The following is an 18,794-nucleotide window of genomic DNA, read 5'->3' on the forward strand; positions in this document are numbered from 1 at the left end:
AAGGCGATGATCGTCCCGAAACATCCAAGACCTAATTTCTTAGCTCCCCAACCTGCGATTATTGTTTTAAAAAACTTGTTCATGTGTATGTCGTTTTTCCGTTTTCATAACACTACAAGAAAAATGCCGTCTTTTTCAAGCGGATAGTATATCCCGGACAGTAAGTATGCCCTCGAAATGTTTTTTTAATGAACGACCATCGCCGTGAATGGTCCATATCTCCCGGGGATGTACCTGTTCTACATACCACAAGATATCTTCCCAATCGACATGATCCGAAATGTAGAGTGTGATATCGTTTTGTTTTTGCAAACGTTCCCAACCAGAAGCAAATGCCTTCAATACATTCTTCGCTTTGAAATAGCTGTTAAATGTCAGCGGTGGCACCAAATAGATCTTATTTGTGTGCCCATCTTTCATCGCTTTGCGATTATATAAGGAATAACGAAGTGGTTTATATCCCCACTCATTATATAGTTTATGAACAGCAGACATATTATGATGCACCAATACTTCCCTTTCGGGAAGCAAATCATTTATCAATGCCGTTAGTCGTTGTGCTTTACCTAATGTATAGCAACCCAGCATAATATTGCTTGGTTTGTCCTTTAACTTCAATATTTCATTCTTAACATCGGGATGGGATACCGTGGGGTTGGCAAAAGTCGATTCTGTAATAAGAACATCTGCCTGGACCAATACCAATCGTTCACAAGTTGCGTCTTCCTGCAATTTATAGTCTCCGGTATACAAATACTTCACTCCTTGATACGTCATCAAAACTTGAGCAGACCCTAATATATGACCTGCGGGAAAAAAAGTGATATCCACATTCCCCAATGTAAATACATCTCCAAAGGCGACAGTGTTAAGCGCCATTTCTGGGATTTTCGGAAACTTATTTTTCATAAATGCAAATGTGGCGGCGGTGGCATACATCTTCTGATGCCCGGTAGTCGCATGGTCGCCATGCGCATGGGATATAATATTTTTTGCAGCAGGATATAGCGCATCGATATAAAAATCGCCGTACCGACAATAATAGCCGATATCATCTTTTATAAGAAAATCTTCCAGAATCTCACTCATGCTTTTAGCCCTTCTAGAAAGTGTTTATGTAGTGGTAATATCTGTGGAAGTAATGCGTGTACGCCATCGTTTAGGATCGTAAAATCCGCAAGCTTTAGCTTTTCTTCGTCGGACATCTGTTTATCTACGCGGTTCAGCACTTCTTCTCTGGTCATGGCATCTCGTTGCATCACACGTGTAATTCGAATTTCCAGCGGTGCCGTCACCAAAATGGTATAATCCAGTTTTTTATAGGATCCACTTTCAAAGAGCAATGCCGCTTCTTTTAAGGTGTACGGAAAAGTCTGTGACAATGCCCAATCTTCCCCATGCTGAATAACAATCGGGTGTACAATAGCATTCAGTTTGTCCAATTTATCTTGATCTAGAAATACCTGTGAGGCCAGATAAGAACGGTTCAGATCTCCCTCTTGATTATAAACCTCCGTTCCAAATTCATGGGTTAATGCTTCTCGTATGGCTGAACTGCTATTCATCAGCTCTTTCGCTTCCCTATCTGCGTCATAAAACGGCACACCCAATGCTTTAAAAACCCTTGCCACGTAGCTCTTTCCCGAACCTATGCCACCTGTAATACCAATTTTCATTCCCATAAATTATCTTCTTACAAAAAAATCAACATTTTGTGGTTCTATACTGATAACATGACAATGTTCCGGAACTTTCGTTAAGATAACAGGTAGATTCTGTACTTTATTCTTCTCCCAATTTTCTATATCGACAATCGCTTCAAAGTCCCGTGATGACCAATTATTATAATCCTGCAACGATACAAGAAACGTAACTTTAATCTTGCTCGGCAAGGTGCGAACAGAAGTATACCTCGAAGCGTTCTCCATTTTTAACGGCAGCTCAATCACTTTTTCTGTAATCTCTCCTACGGGGATAGTTATTTCCGAGAAGGTAGGATAAATCGTAATGTTATTTTTTTGGTGTTTATTTAAATAGGCGATCGTCCGAATGTCGGTGGCAACCTCTGTACCACGAATCGTGTCTGTTTCCAAATAATCTATATTGGCAACGTCTTCTAAAGGCCCCGTCACGGTAACATATTCAGGATTGGCTCGTGTATCGCCAATAATCCCATATTGCTTCTTAAACTGTATATCATATAGTGGACGGATAGGCACTTTTCGTTGGGTCTGTTTCGAAAAGTCGAAATACAACGTATCCGGTGACACGCCAATCACTTGGTTATCGATTGGAAACTGTCGATTAATGTATCCCAATTGATTCGAAAAAACAATATAATTTCTTGTCCTCAACCCATTTAAATCCACTTGAATATGCGGCGTATCGGGGTAGAGTTTCTTCAAGAACATCTTCCAGCCACTCATTCTCATCCGGATATTGACAGTATCTGACTGCAACGGATGAAAGGCCTTATTTTCTGGAACATTAACATAGGAAATTCCAGCGTCAATACGATATATCTGCTCTGTAGAAACGGCGAACAACAACCAAGCAACAAAAGAAAGCCCCAAGCATCGCAAAAATATTGCAATTTTTCGTCGTCTTGCCTTTGTAATTCGGGGTTGTGCCATAACCACAAAAATAGTAATTTTTAATTGTCCTTTTTATCTATGAATCTCCGCTATTTTATAAGAAAGGCTAAACACTTCGTGGAATAAAAAAAGCGACCTGTATTCAGATCGCTTTATTACATAAGTCCTATTGTCTTATTTCTTGACGGTTTCACCGTTAGCTGCTCTCGAAGCATCTAATGCAACGGCAGATTTATCAAACCGTATTTTCACGCCTGAACCGACATCCACAAGAAAAGTCGTCTCGCTAACCTCCACAATACGACCGTGGATTCCTGCCGTAGTTACAATTTTTGAGTTCACGCCTAGTTCCTCAATATATTTCTTATGGTCTTTTTGTTTCTTCATTTGTGGTCTGATCATAAAGAAATAAAATACGACCACAATCAGAATCATAGGTAGAAAGCTCATCAATCCCCCTCCTCCTGGTGCAGCTTGTAATAACGTTGTTATCATATTATATATAAAATTAAAAGTTACAGAGTTAAAATCGTTTAATTATTGACGAAAGCCAAGGCATGTCTACTTTGACAAGACCTCTCCCTTCAACTGTACCGTTGTCACACGGTTTTCCGCATTAGACGATATGGTCACAATTTTTTGCTGTTTACCTACCTGTCCATTGCTATCAAAGCTTACCTTTACCTCACCAGATTTCCCCGGCAGTACGGGCGTTTGTGTGTACGAAGGTGTCGTACATCCGCAAGATGCAGAAACCTGCGACAAAATTATCGGTGCCGTTCCCGTATTGGTGTAGGTATATACATGATCGACAACTTCACCCTCTTTTATCTCGCCAAAGTCATAAACCGATTCCTCAAACTCGATTTTTCCTCCTTGCACAAGGTCACTTGCAGTCGTGTCTGTTGCCTGCTCTTCTTTATTTCCTGCATTTCCACAAGAAACCAACGCAGCGAATGCAAAACATATAAAAAATGATTTCAATATATTCATCCTATTAATCTTTAAGTCCTCTACCTGTTTTTTGAATACGTCCTTTTTCTGTCAGTTCTGCTAATATCTTATCCAGTATACCATTAATAAATGTATTACTTTTCGATGTACTGAACGCTTTCGAAAGCTCTATATACTCATTAATGGTAACTTTCACTGGAATGGTTGGAAAATTAATTAATTCGCAAATTGCCATACGCATCAATAGCGTATCCACCAACGCAATACGATCAGCTTCCCAGTTCTTCGTTTTAACCGAAATAAACTGTTGATATTCATCACCATATCGAATAGTTTGCTTTAACAGTTCCACAATAAACTCGCCATCCTCTTCCCAATTGGGTGTCAATTCTGCTAATTTATTTTGGCTCGGGTTTTCACTACTAAAATTCTTGAATGTCTTGGCTATCATCGCCTGCAATACTTCTTTGTCTACCTGCCAATTGATAAATTTTGCGTCGAAAACTTGGTCAATATCAGGCGATTTCAATATTATCTTCTTAAAAATAAACTTGATAATATCTTTCTCGACCGCAATGGATCTATCTTCTTGCCGCAAATAAGCCATATATTCTGGTGAGCCCTTCAATTGTGCAAAGATGGAACGTACTATTTCAGGATCAAATGTCCAAGAAACGCTATATTTCTTCACCTTTTCCAAATAGCTTCGATTTTGCCGCAGTGATTCAATAAAACTATTGCTATTTAATTTTGTCGTATAGATTTTATCTGCTTCTGTCGGTAAAAACTTATTGGCCCTTCCCTCCGCATCAACCAATACATATTCGGCAACTTCGTCGAGAAGATTCAGTGTCCAAATATACATTTGATTAACTTCATCAACACTCGTCAGTAGTGCTTTTTCAAAATCTCTCACCTGTTTATCCTGTGACAAACTAAACGCGTACAGCGTCTGCATAACTTTCACCCTAAGGTGCCTTCTATTAAGCATAATTTAATTTAAAGAACGATTGTATATAAAATAAGAACGTATTATACTTTTACTATTTATTCGTTAACCGTGCGCACACGATCATTTAATTTTCTTGATGTCAAATATACGCTTTTCTGCTAATTGTTTAGCAGCTTCGTATGTGGTAATGTTGTCTTTGACGGATTTTTGAATAACATGACGGGTCGCCCCGTAGATATTTTTTATCAAGGCTTCCGTACGCTCATTGCCATATCCTTCAAGCTCGGAATAACAACTAATTAACGCCCCTGAATTAATTAAAAAATCTGGTGTATATAAAATATCCCGTTCTTTAAGCAGCCTATTCGTTTCTGCTGCTTCTTTCAATTGATTGTTGGCAGATCCGGCAATAATCCGGCAACGCATACGCGGAACAGTCTCCGGATTCACAGTTCCACCCAACGCACACGGTGCATATACGTCAGCATCCAATTCAAAGCTCGTCGAATAGGTGATCGGTTCCGCTTTATATTTAGCGGCAATTTTCATCTTGCGCTCTTCCGTCATATCCGATACATATACCCGTGCATTTTCCGCACGCAACATACTTACTAGTTGCTCCCCTACGCTTCCTACACCCTGAACAGCAATTTTACGTCCGGCCAATCCGTCATCACCATACAATTCTTTAATAGCCGCCTTAATACCATAAAATACACCTCGTGCCGCAAAAAGTGTTGTATCGCCTCCTCCGTTTAAAGAAGCTGGTAAACCGGCTACATAACTTGTCTCAGACAACATATATTCCAAGTCATGCTGCGTCGTACCAACATCCGTAGAGGCAATAAAATTTCCATTGAGTCCTTCCACAAATTTTCCGAATCGGCGCATGAGCACCTCTGTTTTATCGGTCCGGTGGTTACCTATAATAATGGCACTTCCTCCACCCAAATTAAGACCCGCCAGAGAAGCTTTATGCGTAATCGCTTCCGATAGACGCAACGCGTCATCTACCGCATCGGAAAGCGATTCATACGGCAACATGCGTACCCCTCCAATCGCCGGACCTAATGTCGTATCATGAATAGCCACAATAGCTTGTAATCCGACCGCCTTATCCTGGCAGAAAAATAAATTTTGATGACGAGAAATTGCCATCTTATCGAAAACAGAAGAATTATTCACTTCCATAACATGCTTTAATACCTGTATATTCTTTTTGCTTCTGCAAAAGTAGGGAATATTTTTTCAAATTTTAGCCTTACACTTCCTCTATAAAAAATCGAAGTGGATAAGGCGTGCTACAAAATTCGCTTTATATTACAACGCAATTATATTGCGTATAATGGTGAATTTACGTAGGTTTGTTTCCAATGAAGGAGTTGGCTTATCTTAATAAATACTTTTACAAATACCGTTGGAAACTCATACCAGGTGTCGTATTTGTCATTATATCTAACTACTTTGGCATCCTCCCTGCGGTCGTTATCCGAGAAGCATTCGACCTGGTGAAGGAAAACATCGATCTTTATAGGCTTTATGATGGTTTTGACAGACAAGATTTAGTATACCAAGTATTCGGCAGCAGTTTGCTTTTTTTTGGTTTTGTAGTCTTAGCCCTTTCGCTATTGCGCGGTATCTTTTTATTCTTTATGCGGCAAACGATCATTCTGACATCACGTCATATCGAATACGACCTCAAAAATGAAATTTACAATCATTACCAAGCGTTAGACTTTTCTTTTTTCCGAAGAAATAATACGGGAGACATGATGAACCGTGCTACGGAAGATGTTAATCAGGTGAGAAACTATCTGGGGCCGGCTATTATGTACGCCATCAATACCGTGGTACTTTCTATCATGATTATATACGCGATGTATAATGTAAACCCAAAACTCGCCACCTATTCGTTGCTACCCATCCCCATCCTGTCTGCACTTATTCTGTTTATCAATAGGGTCATTAATCAACGGAGCGAAAGAATACAACGACAACTATCGGTACTCTCTTCCTTTGTGCAGGAAACATTTTCGGGAATACGCGTCATCAAAACCTATACACGTGAAAAGCAAAAAATGGACGTATTTGAGGATGAAAGCAATTTGTACAATAAAGTTTCACTCGACCTGGTCCGCGTACAAGCGATATTCTTTCCATTAATCATCTTCCTCGTTGGTTTTAGTACAATCGTGACGGTCTACGTTGGAGGTATCGAAGTGAAAAACGGGACAATTACTGCTGGAAATATCGCGGAATTTATCCTATACGTCAATCAACTTACTTTTCCTGCTATGTCCTTGGCGTGGGTCACCTCACTTTTCCAACGTGCTGCCGCCTCTCAAAAAAGAATCAATGAATTTTTAAAAACCAGCTCGGATATAAAAGATGGACAGGAAAACAGCGTTCTCCAAGGTAATATAACCGTAAAAAACCTTTCGTTCACTTACCCAGAAACGGGGATCAAAGCCATAGACAACCTATCATTTGAGATAAAACGGGGACAAACCCTGGCCATTATCGGGAAAACCGGATCGGGAAAATCTACATTAGCAAACCTGCTGTTACGGACCTATGATGCTGATCATGGCCATATTTATTATGACGGATTACCGTTAAAAAACATCAAGATGAACACGTTGCGTTCTCAGATCGGTTTTGTTCCACAACAGGTATTCCTCTTTTCAGATACCATAGCTAATAACATTGCTTTTGGTTTGGATACCCTCGAAATGGATAAAGTTGAACAAGCTGCAAAAGACGCGGCTGTTTATGAGAACATCGTACATTTTGAAAATGGCTTCCAAACTTCCATAGGCGAACGTGGTCTTACGTTATCTGGTGGTCAGAAACAACGGGTTTCTATCGCACGTGCACTCGTAAAAGATCCTCAAATACTTATTTTTGACGATTGTCTTTCAGCGGTCGATACCAAGACGGAAGAAGAAATACTCCACAACCTGAGCCGTATTATGCAAAATAAAACGACCATTTTCATTGCTCATCGCATCTCCACGATAAAAAACGCTGATCATATTATCGTACTGGAGGAAGGTCGAATCATGGAACAAGGAACACACGATGAACTATTAGCATTAGAAGGAGCATATTTTGAACTGCATGAAAAACAACTACTTGAAACCGAATAAATCCCATGTATCAAAGAGCTCTCCTATTATTCTACCTGATTACCTTTTGCTCCTCCGGCCTGTTTGCCCAACAAATTGTATGGAAAGATACGGTCGGCACACAAAAAGCTCAAGACACAACGGTACGCAATTTCTCTCATTTATATGACATCAGTGATGGTATAAAAGATATCGGGCGATTTATTCGTCATGATACAACAACCAAGGTTTCTAAAAAACGTTCCGGAATTTCCATTCTTCCTAACGTCAACTATAACCCCAGCATTGGTTTTCAAATCGGAGCCAAAGTGGTTGGTGGTGTGTATGTTGGCGACCCGGAAAATACCACGATGTCCACTTTTGCTACAGCATTAAACTATACGACACGGGGTATTATTGTGGGTTACTTGATGCACGACACATACACACCAAAAAATAAATGGAATTTAAAAGGTGCTGTTTTCGTTGCTAAGGCCGTAGGTTTAGATTACGGAATGGGCATAGGAAATAATATACCTACGGATATTGTGCAGGAGGAGACCTTGAATAATCCCGAACGAAAACGTTATGTCAATCAATATACTGTCTATAGCTTTAACGAACGCATATATAAGAATCTTCTTCCCGGTATGTTCGTAGGAGCAGGCGCATTTATTGAACTGAAGCGCAACATATATACGTTAGGCGACCACGAATATACCCCTTTAGATGTCTATAGTGATTTAACCAACTATAATGCACATAAATATAACAACAATGGGCTGATGTTTAACTGGCAATATATGACCCGTGATAACCCAAATAGTGCATATAAGGGAATTTACACGGATATCGTCTTACGCATGAGCCAAACATGGATGGGAAGTGCACAAAATGCATATCAGCTACAAACAGACTTTCGCAAATACTGGCCGCTTTCTTCCGTTCGTCCCAATCATGTATTGGGGTTCTGGCATTGGGGATCCTATAACATAGGCGGTAATTTAGCTTATCTCGATCTTCCTGGCACCGGAAAAGATGCATTCGCACGTACTGGTCGGGGATATACCAACGGTTATTTCAAAGGAAACTCTTTCTTCTATTCTGAGGTAGAATATCGCTTTCCAATTCTACGCAATCAATTCTTAAGTGGTGTCGTCTTCGGCAATGTTCAAACGGCCAACGATCGTTTAGGAACCAAGCTTTTCCAGCAATGGCAGCCAGGAGGTGGTGCGGGGTTACGGGTGTTGTTCAATAAAGCTACACGCACAAACCTATGCATTGACTATGCTTTTGGTAGATTCGGACAACGCGGTTTATTTCTTGGGTTAAACGAAGCTTTTTAAATCATATAGACATGCTGAAATTTAATTTTTTTCTCTTGACAGTCGTTTTATCTACACCGGGTATCGTCTGGAGTCAAGCAGTCGACAGCATATCGAATCAGCATGAAATTAATCCTATCCATGTAAACGCCTATTTCAACCAACAACCTATTCTAGGATTGACGTCTGCTGCGCAAACAATTAGTCCGCGGCTGATAGAGGCGCAACAAACAAACACCTTACTTTCTGCTATCAATACCGTAGCAGGAGTTCGTATGGAAGAACGCTCGCCAGGGAGCTACCGTCTGGCCATGCGCGGAAGTCTAATCCGGTCTGCTTTCGGGATTAGAAACACCAAAATATATATAGACGATTTCCCGCTGACCGACGCCGGGGGAAACACCTATTTAAACCTCCTCGATCCCGCCGCTATACAGGCAATACATATTATTAAAGGACCTGATGGTTCGCTATACGGGGCCAATTCAGGTGGCGTTATTAACATACAGCCTAACGGTTTCGACATCCGTGAAAATCGTCGTTCTGTTTTATTAAGTGGAGGATCATTTGGCTTATTTCAAGAACAGCTCTCCATACAACAAAAGATCAATAATAACTACAGTTTTTCTTTTGACCAATCGTTTACCCGGTCGGATGGGTACCGTGATAACACGGCATTGAACAAAAAAACATTTCAAACGGCGCACCGTTGGAAATATACCCCTAAAAATGAAATTCGGTTTTTTGCTTTGTATAGTGATTTGGGGTATCGTACACCGGGTGGGCTAACACAAGCACAGATGGACGAAGATCCACGTATGTCGCGCCCGGCTGCCGGTCCAAATCCAAGCGCCAAAGAACAACAAGCCGGCATTTACAACAAGACATTCTATGGAGGTATAGCACATCATGCACAACTGAATGACAAGTTATCACACACCGTCAGTATATTCGGTTCAAATACCGACTTCGAAAATCCCTTTATTACCAATTACGAATATCGGCAAGAAAACAACCTCGGGCTACGCTCCTATTTTTCCTATAGAAATACAGACAATCCTAAACTTGAATGGCAAATGCAGCTTGGTTTCGAAGGACAAAAGGGTTGGAATGAGATTGAAAACTATGGCAACGTGCAGGGTAACGCGACCGACTTAAAGGATCACGATAATCTCAACAATTCACAATATAGCTTCTTTTACCGTGCTATGGCAAAAATATATCAGCACTGGACAATAGAGGGGTCTTTAGGGTTAAACCATTCTAAACTTACCTACCGACAGCACTACCCGGAGATAGAAAATCCCATCGGCCACATGACATTTAGCGGTATCTGGATGCCCCGACTTGCAACTTCTTATTTGATAACAGAACGCTTCGCTGTTCGGGGTTCTATTTCCAAGGGTTATTCTCCCCCCACCAACGAGGAAGTTCGACCTTCCGATAGGATCATCAATAGTTCATTACGTCCAGAAACTGGTACGAACTATGAACTTGGTGCCCGATTAGAAACCTTTAGTAGACGACTTATTGCAGATTTAAGCATCTACGATTATAAAATAAAGCAAGGAATTGTCGAACAACGTAACGATAATGGAGAAGAGTATTACCTCAATGCGGGGGAAATAAAACAAAGAGGCATCGAAGCGGCTATTTGGGCATACCTATTAGCCCCTACACCGGGACGGTTTGTTCAAACGATAAACCTTCATTCGAGCGTTTCTTATAATGATTATCGCTTCGGAAAATATAATGTAGAGGGTAATGATTTTTCTCATAACAAAGTAACGGCGGTTCCGGATTGGGTTTGGACAAATACATTGTTAATTGCCTTTCCAAAACAATTTGGATTGAACTTTTCTCATAATTTCACCTCCGCCATGCCGCTAAATGATGCGAATAGTGTATTTTCCAAAAAGTTCCATCTCCTACAAGCGAAGGGAACATGGATTTGGCAGCTGAAAAGCAACCAACAACTACAATTCTTTGCTGGTGTAGATAACCTGTTGAACGAACAGTATAGCTTAGGTAATGATATTAATGCTTATGGCGATCGGTTTTTCAATCCCGCCCCTACTCGAAATTATTATGGAGGAATGAAGATTATTTTATAAGATACATATTATGCAATATTCATTAATCGTTCCAGGTAATGATAACCGATACCAAAATATGCTTTTGTAGATTTTATTTTTTCCAGAATCTCTCGCTGTTTTTGTGTATCGACCGATTTTTTCTCTCCTACCACCAACACATTTTTAGGTGTATGTGCATCCGATACAAATTGAAAAACTTTCGTTTGGTACCCAAAATATTCCATAATCAACGCCCGCATCCCATCGGTTACCATTTCCGCTTGGCGCTCCATAAAAATTCCGTGTTTTAACAAGAGGTCAAGTTCGTTTTTCGTTTTGCTCTTTTCCATTTCCCGGCGGATTTGTTTGTGGCAACATGGTGCGACTACAATAAGATCCGCACCATGCTTGATACCTTTGGCAATAGCGTCGTCTGTAGCCGTATCACAAGCATGCAAGGCTATCAAAATATCTAAATCACTTTCGGGTTGGTAATCTTCTATTGCGCCTCGAATAAAAAGTAGGTCTTTGAAATTAGATTTGACGGCAATCTGATTACATAATTCTACCAAATCTTTACGATATTCAACACCTACTAAGGAAGTTCGTTTATGGAGTGTGTGAACTAAATAATCATATAAAGCAAAGGTCAAATAACCTTTCCCTGCTCCCATATCGACCACATTCAACGTGTCTTTCTGCGGTAGGCGTTGTAATATGGAACTTAATATTTCGATATAATGATTAATTTGCTTCCATTTATCTTGTGCCTTTTTATAGACTTTCCCCGTTTGATCCGTCAACATTAACTCTTGCAAATACACCTTGCCTGTACTATCTAACCTTCGTTCTTTTTGTTTATCATGCATAAGAACAACTGGTTTTTTAGCCGTTGGACTTTCTTTTCTAAGAGACCACACCCCTTTTTTAGTGAATTGGCATACTAGATTTTCTGTCTCTGTAAATAAGGTTGCCACCCGAAATCCCTCGACTTTCAAAAGCCCCTGTATCTCCATAATCCCCGTATGTATCTCGAAATTCTGCGTAATGTCTTGCGTATGATAACGAAAAACAAATGATAACTTCTTCTCTCGTTTTATGATAACCGGTTTAATATATACGTTTTTCAAGTACAACTCGGTGCCATTATAATCTCCCAGAGAAATCTTTATAAACTCATCTTGTTGAATAGAGTCTCGAATTTTATCAAAAAAAGCGGCGTAATTATCCATAACGCAAAGATAGGGAATATAAAGAAATCGTATCTTTGTATTATGCAATATCCTAAGATCAAAGCTGTCTTTTTCGATATAGACGGTACGCTTTTAAGTTTCAAGACACATCAAGTTCCTGCATCTACCCAGAAAGCAATTGAACAATTGCAACGACAAGGGATTAAAGTTATTTTATCAACCGGCCGATCCATTAACAGTATTGATCATCTCAATTTTTTAGATTTCGATGGGTTCATCACTTTTAACGGTGGCTATTGTGTCACGCAGGAAAACGATGTATTATTTAGACAAGCCATACATCCAAACGATATAAAATCGGTTTTGAATTATACGAAAGCACATCCGTTGAGTTTTTCTCTTATGTCTGAAAAAGAAATCACTATCTATGATGTGACACCGGAAATAGCAGGAATGTATGCGCACTTAAATCTTCCTGTACCGCCTTTAGTCGATATAGACAAGGTTGATACGTCCAGCATCTTACAAACCAATATATTTATAGGACCGAAAGAAGAGCATGCTTTTATGAAAAAGGTCATGCCAAATTCGGTCGCATCCAGATGGACGCCTCTTTTCGCTGATGTGAACCCCAAAGGTCAGAGCAAACAAGTAGGAGTAGATATCTTTTGTAAACATTTCGGACTGGATATTACGGAAACGATGGCGTTTGGAGACGGCGGAAATGATATTACGATGCTAAAACATGTGGCTATTGGAGTAGCTATGGGAAATGCTAATCCAGAAGTGAAGGAAATCGCAGATTATATCACAACAGATGTTGATGACGACGGTATCTGGAACGCCTTAAATTATTTTAAGGTGATATAAATAACGGGGGCGCGAAAACTCGCCCCCCATAAATTATTCTTCTACAAAACTTCCTTTCGCGGCTAAATAACGTTCCGCTTCTAAGGCTGCCATACAGCCTGTACCGGCTGCAGTAATCGCTTGGCGATATACATGATCCTGTACATCTCCACAGGCAAAAACACCCGGTACATTGGTCGCCGTACTATCCGGCTTCGTCATCAGGTAGCCGGTCTCTTCCATATCAAGAACTCCTTGAAACAGCTCGGTGTTCGGTTTATGTCCGATGGCCACGAAAAACCCTGTAATGTCTATATGTTGCGCTTCTCGTGTCTGATTATTGATGACACGAACACCCGTAACACCCGTTTCATTCCCAACTATTTCTTCAGCTTCCGTATTATATAGCACTTCAATATTTGGTGTGTTCATGACCCGGTGTACCATTGCTTTAGAAGCTCTAAATTCGTCACGGCGCACAAGCATATACACTTTTTTACACAACTTGGCTAGATAGGTTGCTTCTTCTGCGGCCGTATCCCCCGCCCCTACTATTGCTACTTCTTGACCTTTAAAAAAGAATCCATCACAAACAGCACAAGCAGACACACCAAATCCGTTGTATTTTTCCTCGGAAGGCAACCCCAACCATTTTGCGGTAGCACCTGTCGCGATAATAACGGTTTCTGCAGAAACCCACGTCGAACCGTCGATCTCCACTTTGTGCACGCCCCCCTCCTTCGAGAACTCAACTTTCGTGGCATACCCAAATCGCACCTCCGTTCCGAAACGTTCGGCTTGGGCTTTCAGATCTTCCATCATTACCGGTCCGGTTATTCCTTGCGGGTAACCCGGAAAATTATCTACGTCTGTCGTTTGCGTCAATTGTCCTCCAGGAACGATACCGGTATATATTACGGGTTTTAAATCAGCTCTGGCTGCATAAATAGCTGCCGTATAACCAGCAGGCCCTGATCCAATAATCAAGCACTGTAAGTGTTCTATTTCTGTTGTATTTGTCATTTTTAATTCATTGTTCGTAACTTGTGATACGTTGATTTGCATAACTTATCACTTAAAACTTATTTGCCAAATTTCCCTTGCAGCTGTTTAAGCATATCTTCCGTAATCGGTTTCGCGGGAATTTGCTCCTTATGTGGACGATTCTTGGTTACATCCACCCTAGTATTTTGCTGCTGCTCTTTCTTTTTATTACGATGCGCATTCCATAACCTCTCTAATACTTTCTTGGTGTAGCGTGGAAAATCTCCCTGTTGCATCCAAGCGTAATAACTGGGTTCCACCTCAAACACATGAACAACTTTTCTACCTTTGTGTTTACCAAAATTGATGCAGGGGTCGCCTTCCTCATCATACACTAAGCGGCCGGCAAAATCGACTGGGTTACTCAAATTGGTAAACCGGTGTAACGCTTCTACATCGTTTATCACCGGAGTCGTCACCTTCCCATGTTTATCTTCGAAAGCTGCTCCTTCGTATTTTGATAGTTGAGCCTTCAACACTTCGTATGTCGCTCGTACGTCGGCTTCTGCTGTATGTGCGTTTTCCAATGATGCATCACAATAAAACTTGTAAGCCGCTTTCAAGGTGCGTTGTTCCATTTGGTGGAAAACATTCTGTACATCCACAAAAGCCCTTCCTTCCAACGAAAAATCTATCCCCGCGCGTAAAAATTCTTCCATCAACATCGGCACATCAAACTTATTGGAGTTGTATCCCGCTAAATCAGATTCTCCAAGAAAATTTTTGATTTCCTCGGCTCGTTCTTTAAATGGAGGAAGATCCTTTACGTCTTCGTCATAGATACCGTGAAACATCGAAGATTCTGCAGGTATGGGCATTTCGGGATTCACCTTCATTGTCAACACCTCTTCTTTGCCTCCTGGGAATATTTTCAATATGGACAACTCCACAATACGGTCTGTTGCAATATTAACTCCCGTAGTTTCCAAATCAAAAAAGGCCAAAGGGCGTTTTAATTGTAATTCCATCTAATAGCGATTGATTATTAACTTTCGTCCAACAAATGTACAAAACTCTTCGGTCTTGTTAAAGACATCACCGATTAATGACATAATTATCACCGTAAATAAAAAAGTCCCCAGCATACGCCAGGGACTCGCTCTTTTATGGGTACAATGATTTTAACCTAATGTATTTTTCAACGTATTTACCTGGTGATCGACCAATTTTTGAAGCGGACCGGAGGCCATCATTTTCATCATCATATTAAGCTCAGCCTCCATGATAAATGTTGCGCCTGTCGTGTTTGTACCTCTATCTTCCAATTTCCATCTTAAGGTAAGTGCAAAGGGTGCGTCTTCAATTGGCATACATATAATTTCTTTATTCACTACGCGTTGACTGATTTTCAACGCTAGCTTTGCCATATTCTTGATCGTAAAATGCGCTTCGTCCGCTGTAGAGGACCAATTGTAGATATTATCGGGCATAAGCTGTTCATGGTTATTCATGTCAGCCAAAAATGCATATACCGCTTCTATCGGCTTCTGAATTTCAACACTATTTTGAATGATGGTCATATGCTCCTGTTTTAAGATTTTATTCCTCCGTCCACGCCGATGGATCTCTACGCCATTTTTCCAACAATGCCACATCAGACTCTAAAATATAGCCGTTGTCGACGGCTACTTTAATCAGTGCATCGTAGTTACACAAGCTAAAGAAAGGACATTTGGCATCTGCGAAATTTTGAACAGCTTGGTCAAATCCATAAGTAAAAATCGACACTAACCCGACTACATTACATCCCGCTTCGCGCAAGGCGTCCACCGCTAATAAACTGCTTTTACCAGTCGATACCAAATCTTCTACGACAACCACGCGCTGTCCACTAACAACTTCTCCTTCGATAAGGTTCTGACGACCATGATCTTTCGCACTACTACGGACATACGTAAAGGGTAAACCGAGGTCCTGCGCAACCAATATGCCTTGAGGTATTCCCGCCGTGGCGACGCCTGATATCATTTCTACCGTTCCAAACTCCTCCTGAATCAGCTGTGAAAGCTGTTGTCGAATATACGTTCGAATTGCGGGGTATGATAATGCAACACGATTATCACAATAAATTGGCGATTTCCAACCCGATGCCCACACAAAAGGGTTTTTAGGTTGTAATTTTATTGCTTTAATTTGCAATAAGGATTCAGCAATTTTTTGTTCAACCTCATTTAAATTATTCATGGCACAAATTTATAAAATTTATATGAACGAATCTCAGCTTATTTTGGCTGATTTTCTTCCGAAGAAACTGTCTAGTGTTCAAACAATTGGTTTACAAGACATTGATCTTGAAAAACTTTTTCAAGCATCTAAGCAGAAATCCGCAAGGGATATCATCTATCTATATATACACCCCGAAATAGAGAAAGTTCTCAAATCGATATTGCAAAAGCTCGAAATTATTAAGGCTGCTGGCGGGTTGGTCAAAAATGGTGAGGGTGAATACTTGTTTATACATCGATTAGGAAAGTGGGATTTACCCAAAGGCAAAGTAGAGAACAATGAAAAGATGAAAGAGGCTGCCGTTCGCGAAGTCGAAGAAGAATGCGGCATCCGCATCAATTACCTGGGTTCCAAACTCCAAACAACTTACCACACCTACACGATGCGTGGAAAACTGGTATTAAAACAAACCAATTGGTACGAAATGGGCGTGAATAAGTCTCCAAAGTTGATTCCGCAAACGGAAGAAGATATCACGGAAGCCCGCTGGATCGCCAAGGCTGATTTCGGTGTCGTACTTGAAAATACCTATCCCTTAATTGCACATATTATCCAAGGAGTTTAAGGGACTATCCCCTTAAACTCCTCACCTCCCTGCTTTAATATCCTGGATTCTGTTCCAATTCGGTATTCCGGTTTATTTCATCCCGATGAAATGACGTGAAATACATTTTATCGTTCCATGTTCTATTTTCGATGCCTGGATCGATGGTGTTGACCGTATAACGATAATCATAGTTTTCAGTATCGTATTTGTAAATCGCTACTTCTCGTCCTGGCTTTAATTTTCCTTCTATTTTTATCGTTGTTACTTTTCTTCCTAACGTTTCAGACGCAATCATCCATCTTCTAGCATCAAAGAAACGATGCTCTTCATAAGCGAGTTCCACGCGTCTTTCGTTACGATAACGAGCCTTTAAGGCTTCTCCCGAATCTTCAACGGCTGGCATGCCCACGCGGTATCGAATTTTGCTAAGCCACAACCTCGCTTCTGCCTCTTCGCCAAGTTCTATACAGGCCTCTACATAATTAAGGATAGTTTCTGTATACCGCAACACGGGCCAGGGGACACTTTGTCGTGTGTTCTGATCCTCCATAGCGGGATCGGCGTCTGTAAATTTACGATAATAATACCCCGTATAGGAGCCATTCCAATCTTCTACCGGACTGTTCCTCGTGTCAAGTCCATGTTGAACTCGCTTCGTTCCTGAACCGCTGCCCACTTCATATTGGCCAGTTTGTATTTGGTTGTAAGGATCTCGGCCCTTTACATCATCGGCACGTGGTTTCCAATCGGCTCCGTCGTATAGGATGGTGGCGTAAAAGCGGGGATCTCTATCTTCGTAGGGAGCCGCTTCGTGCACGGTGTTTTCCCAGCTAAATTTACTTCCATCGATCATTTCATAATCGTCCACCAACAACTGCGTCGGTGTATTCCCGGCCCAGTTGTGATAACCATTAGGTCCATTATCGCGGCCTACCCATCCTCCCCGTTCATCTTTTAAATCAATGAAGAAGCGACCTAAAATAAGATCTTTCTTGCCTTCGCCATCCGCCATCGAACTGCCTCCCCCCATGGCTATCGCCATATAATTCGCCTGACCATCTTCCGGTTCTTCCGGCGCCGCCAGATCCAATTTGTATCGATATTCCGTATGATCCAAGACCGCTTTACTTGCCATCTTGGCGCGACGCCAACGTTCCGTTCTATCGCCATCAGTATAACCAATATACTCAGGTGTTTTATAGCCGTTGAGCAACGATGACTTTGATTTTGCCGTCGCGTTATCATACAGGTCACTCGCCGCATACGTCAGCACCCGTGCCTTTAATGCTAAAGCCGCTACCTCGTTGGCCCGTCCGTCGACCCGTGCGACACCATCCAGAAGAAGTGTTGCCGAATCACAATCATCTACGATGAAATTTACACATTCCTCAAACGTATTTCTTTTCTTCGTATAGCGCTCCGAGCCCAATTCATATACAACGTCAACAAGAGGCACCGCCCCGTATTGACGAAGAAGCTGTTGGTAATAATAAGCCCTCAAAAAATAAGCTTCTCCCAGTAATTGGTTAACCAAATCAGGGTTATCGAACTTTGGCTCCTGCAAATTGGCAATAGCGATATTCGTGGCGCGGATTCTCGTATAGACCAAATCGAACCTATAGGTCTCCAAGATATACCCTTGATTGGCATCATTAGATCGCGCTTCGGTCACGGTATTGATACCCCTACCGGGGTGGGTAAATAACGCTTCGTCTGTTAAAGAGGCCATTTGTTGTTCGTAAAAACCGCCAACACCAAACCCATTATAAATTTCAAATAGGAATGCCTCAGCCAAAGCCGCATCAGCCCAAACGACGTCTTCGGGAACTTCCTCTAATGGTTGCGTACTCACAAAATCGTCGTTACAAGACATGCATATCATGCCTATTAACATCATATATATACTATTTCTCATTCTCTTCATCTTA

18 protein-coding genes are annotated in these 18,794 nt (G+C 41.1%); 5 read left to right on the plus strand and 13 right to left on the minus strand.

What is annotated here, in order from left to right:
* Positions 1-135: 135 nt before the first annotated feature.
* The 7 genes from H8B17_RS12085 to H8B17_RS12115 all read right to left on the minus strand — a co-directional run bounded on the left by H8B17_RS12085 (position 136) and on the right by H8B17_RS12115 (position 5,691).
* Positions 136-1,089: an MBL fold metallo-hydrolase gene (locus tag H8B17_RS12085; protein ID WP_190309405.1), complete on the minus strand. Its 954-nt coding sequence runs from the start codon at positions 1,087-1,089 to the stop codon at positions 136-138.
* Entirely contained in the window at positions 1,086-1,682 is a 597-nt protein-coding gene (coaE, locus tag H8B17_RS12090; RefSeq protein ID WP_190309406.1) for a dephospho-CoA kinase, read from the minus strand. Before coaE ends, H8B17_RS12085 begins: the two co-directional genes overlap by 4 nt.
* A gap of 3 nt (positions 1,683-1,685) precedes the next feature.
* Positions 1,686-2,633, minus strand: a complete 948-nt coding sequence (locus H8B17_RS12095; RefSeq protein WP_190309407.1) for a CdaR family protein — start codon at positions 2,631-2,633, stop codon at positions 1,686-1,688.
* A gap of 135 nt (positions 2,634-2,768) precedes the next feature.
* On the minus strand, positions 2,769-3,089 hold the full coding sequence (gene yajC, locus H8B17_RS12100; RefSeq protein WP_148920823.1) for a preprotein translocase subunit YajC: 321 nt from the start codon (positions 3,087-3,089) through the stop codon (positions 2,769-2,771).
* Positions 3,090-3,155: 66 nt separating this feature from the next.
* Positions 3,156-3,587 (minus strand): DUF1573 domain-containing protein, encoded by a 432-nt coding sequence (locus tag H8B17_RS12105; RefSeq protein WP_190309408.1) that lies wholly within the window; start codon positions 3,585-3,587, stop codon positions 3,156-3,158.
* Positions 3,588-3,591: 4 nt separating this feature from the next.
* A complete protein-coding gene (gene nusB / locus H8B17_RS12110; protein ID WP_223816509.1) occupies positions 3,592-4,506 on the minus strand; it encodes a transcription antitermination factor NusB in 915 nt (304 codons plus the stop codon).
* Positions 4,507-4,620: 114 nt separating this feature from the next.
* Positions 4,621-5,691, minus strand: coding sequence for a Leu/Phe/Val dehydrogenase (locus H8B17_RS12115; protein ID WP_190309410.1), 1,071 nt, complete (start codon positions 5,689-5,691; stop codon positions 4,621-4,623).
* A 182-nt stretch (positions 5,692-5,873) separates the two neighbouring features.
* On the opposite strand from H8B17_RS12115, the gene H8B17_RS12120 reads away from it, so the two are divergent.
* The 3 genes from H8B17_RS12120 to H8B17_RS12130 are packed head-to-tail and all read left to right on the plus strand — an operon-like array spanning position 5,874 to position 11,046.
* Complete coding sequence (locus tag H8B17_RS12120; protein WP_190309411.1) at positions 5,874-7,649, plus strand: ABC transporter ATP-binding protein; 1,776 nt, start codon at positions 5,874-5,876, stop codon at positions 7,647-7,649.
* Between the two features lie 5 nt (positions 7,650-7,654).
* Positions 7,655-8,953: a BamA/TamA family outer membrane protein gene (locus tag H8B17_RS12125; protein ID WP_190309412.1), complete on the plus strand. Its 1,299-nt coding sequence runs from the start codon at positions 7,655-7,657 to the stop codon at positions 8,951-8,953.
* Positions 8,954-8,964: 11 nt separating this feature from the next.
* Entirely contained in the window at positions 8,965-11,046 is a 2,082-nt protein-coding gene (locus H8B17_RS12130) for a TonB-dependent receptor (protein WP_190309413.1), read from the plus strand.
* A gap of 8 nt (positions 11,047-11,054) precedes the next feature.
* On the opposite strand, the gene H8B17_RS12135 is transcribed toward H8B17_RS12130, so the two are convergent.
* Positions 11,055-12,239: a class I SAM-dependent methyltransferase gene (locus H8B17_RS12135; protein WP_190309414.1), complete on the minus strand. Its 1,185-nt coding sequence runs from the start codon at positions 12,237-12,239 to the stop codon at positions 11,055-11,057.
* 42 nt (positions 12,240-12,281) lie between these two features.
* On the opposite strand from H8B17_RS12135, the gene H8B17_RS12140 reads away from it, so the two are divergent.
* Positions 12,282-13,070: a Cof-type HAD-IIB family hydrolase gene (locus H8B17_RS12140; protein WP_190309415.1), complete on the plus strand. Its 789-nt coding sequence runs from the start codon at positions 12,282-12,284 to the stop codon at positions 13,068-13,070.
* A gap of 33 nt (positions 13,071-13,103) precedes the next feature.
* On the opposite strand, the gene trxB is transcribed toward H8B17_RS12140, so the two are convergent.
* The 4 genes from trxB to pyrE all read right to left on the minus strand — a co-directional run bounded on the left by trxB (position 13,104) and on the right by pyrE (position 16,277).
* Positions 13,104-14,072 (minus strand): thioredoxin-disulfide reductase, encoded by a 969-nt coding sequence (gene trxB / locus H8B17_RS12145; RefSeq protein WP_190309416.1) that lies wholly within the window; start codon positions 14,070-14,072, stop codon positions 13,104-13,106.
* 59 nt (positions 14,073-14,131) lie between these two features.
* Positions 14,132-15,061 carry a 3'-5' exonuclease gene (locus tag H8B17_RS12150; protein ID WP_190309417.1) on the minus strand — a complete coding sequence of 310 codons (930 nt, stop codon included), beginning with the start codon at positions 15,059-15,061 and terminating at the stop codon, positions 14,132-14,134.
* 153 nt (positions 15,062-15,214) lie between these two features.
* Positions 15,215-15,613, minus strand: a complete 399-nt coding sequence (locus H8B17_RS12155) for an SRPBCC family protein (protein ID WP_190309418.1) — start codon at positions 15,611-15,613, stop codon at positions 15,215-15,217.
* A 19-nt stretch (positions 15,614-15,632) separates the two neighbouring features.
* A complete protein-coding gene (gene pyrE, locus H8B17_RS12160; RefSeq protein ID WP_190309419.1) occupies positions 15,633-16,277 on the minus strand; it encodes an orotate phosphoribosyltransferase in 645 nt (214 codons plus the stop codon).
* 22 nt (positions 16,278-16,299) lie between these two features.
* Here pyrE and H8B17_RS12165 point away from each other — a divergent pair, with 22 nt between their 5' ends.
* Entirely contained in the window at positions 16,300-16,884 is a 585-nt protein-coding gene (locus H8B17_RS12165; RefSeq protein WP_223816510.1) for an NUDIX hydrolase, read from the plus strand.
* 34 nt (positions 16,885-16,918) lie between these two features.
* On the opposite strand, the gene H8B17_RS12170 is transcribed toward H8B17_RS12165, so the two are convergent.
* Positions 16,919-18,781: a RagB/SusD family nutrient uptake outer membrane protein gene (locus tag H8B17_RS12170; RefSeq protein WP_223816511.1), complete on the minus strand. Its 1,863-nt coding sequence runs from the start codon at positions 18,779-18,781 to the stop codon at positions 16,919-16,921.
* Positions 18,782-18,794 lie beyond the last annotated feature (13 nt).

The sequence above is a fragment of the Sphingobacterium arenae genome (assembly GCF_014692505.1).
Taxonomy (GTDB): domain Bacteria; phylum Bacteroidota; class Bacteroidia; order Sphingobacteriales; family Sphingobacteriaceae; genus Sphingobacterium; species Sphingobacterium arenae.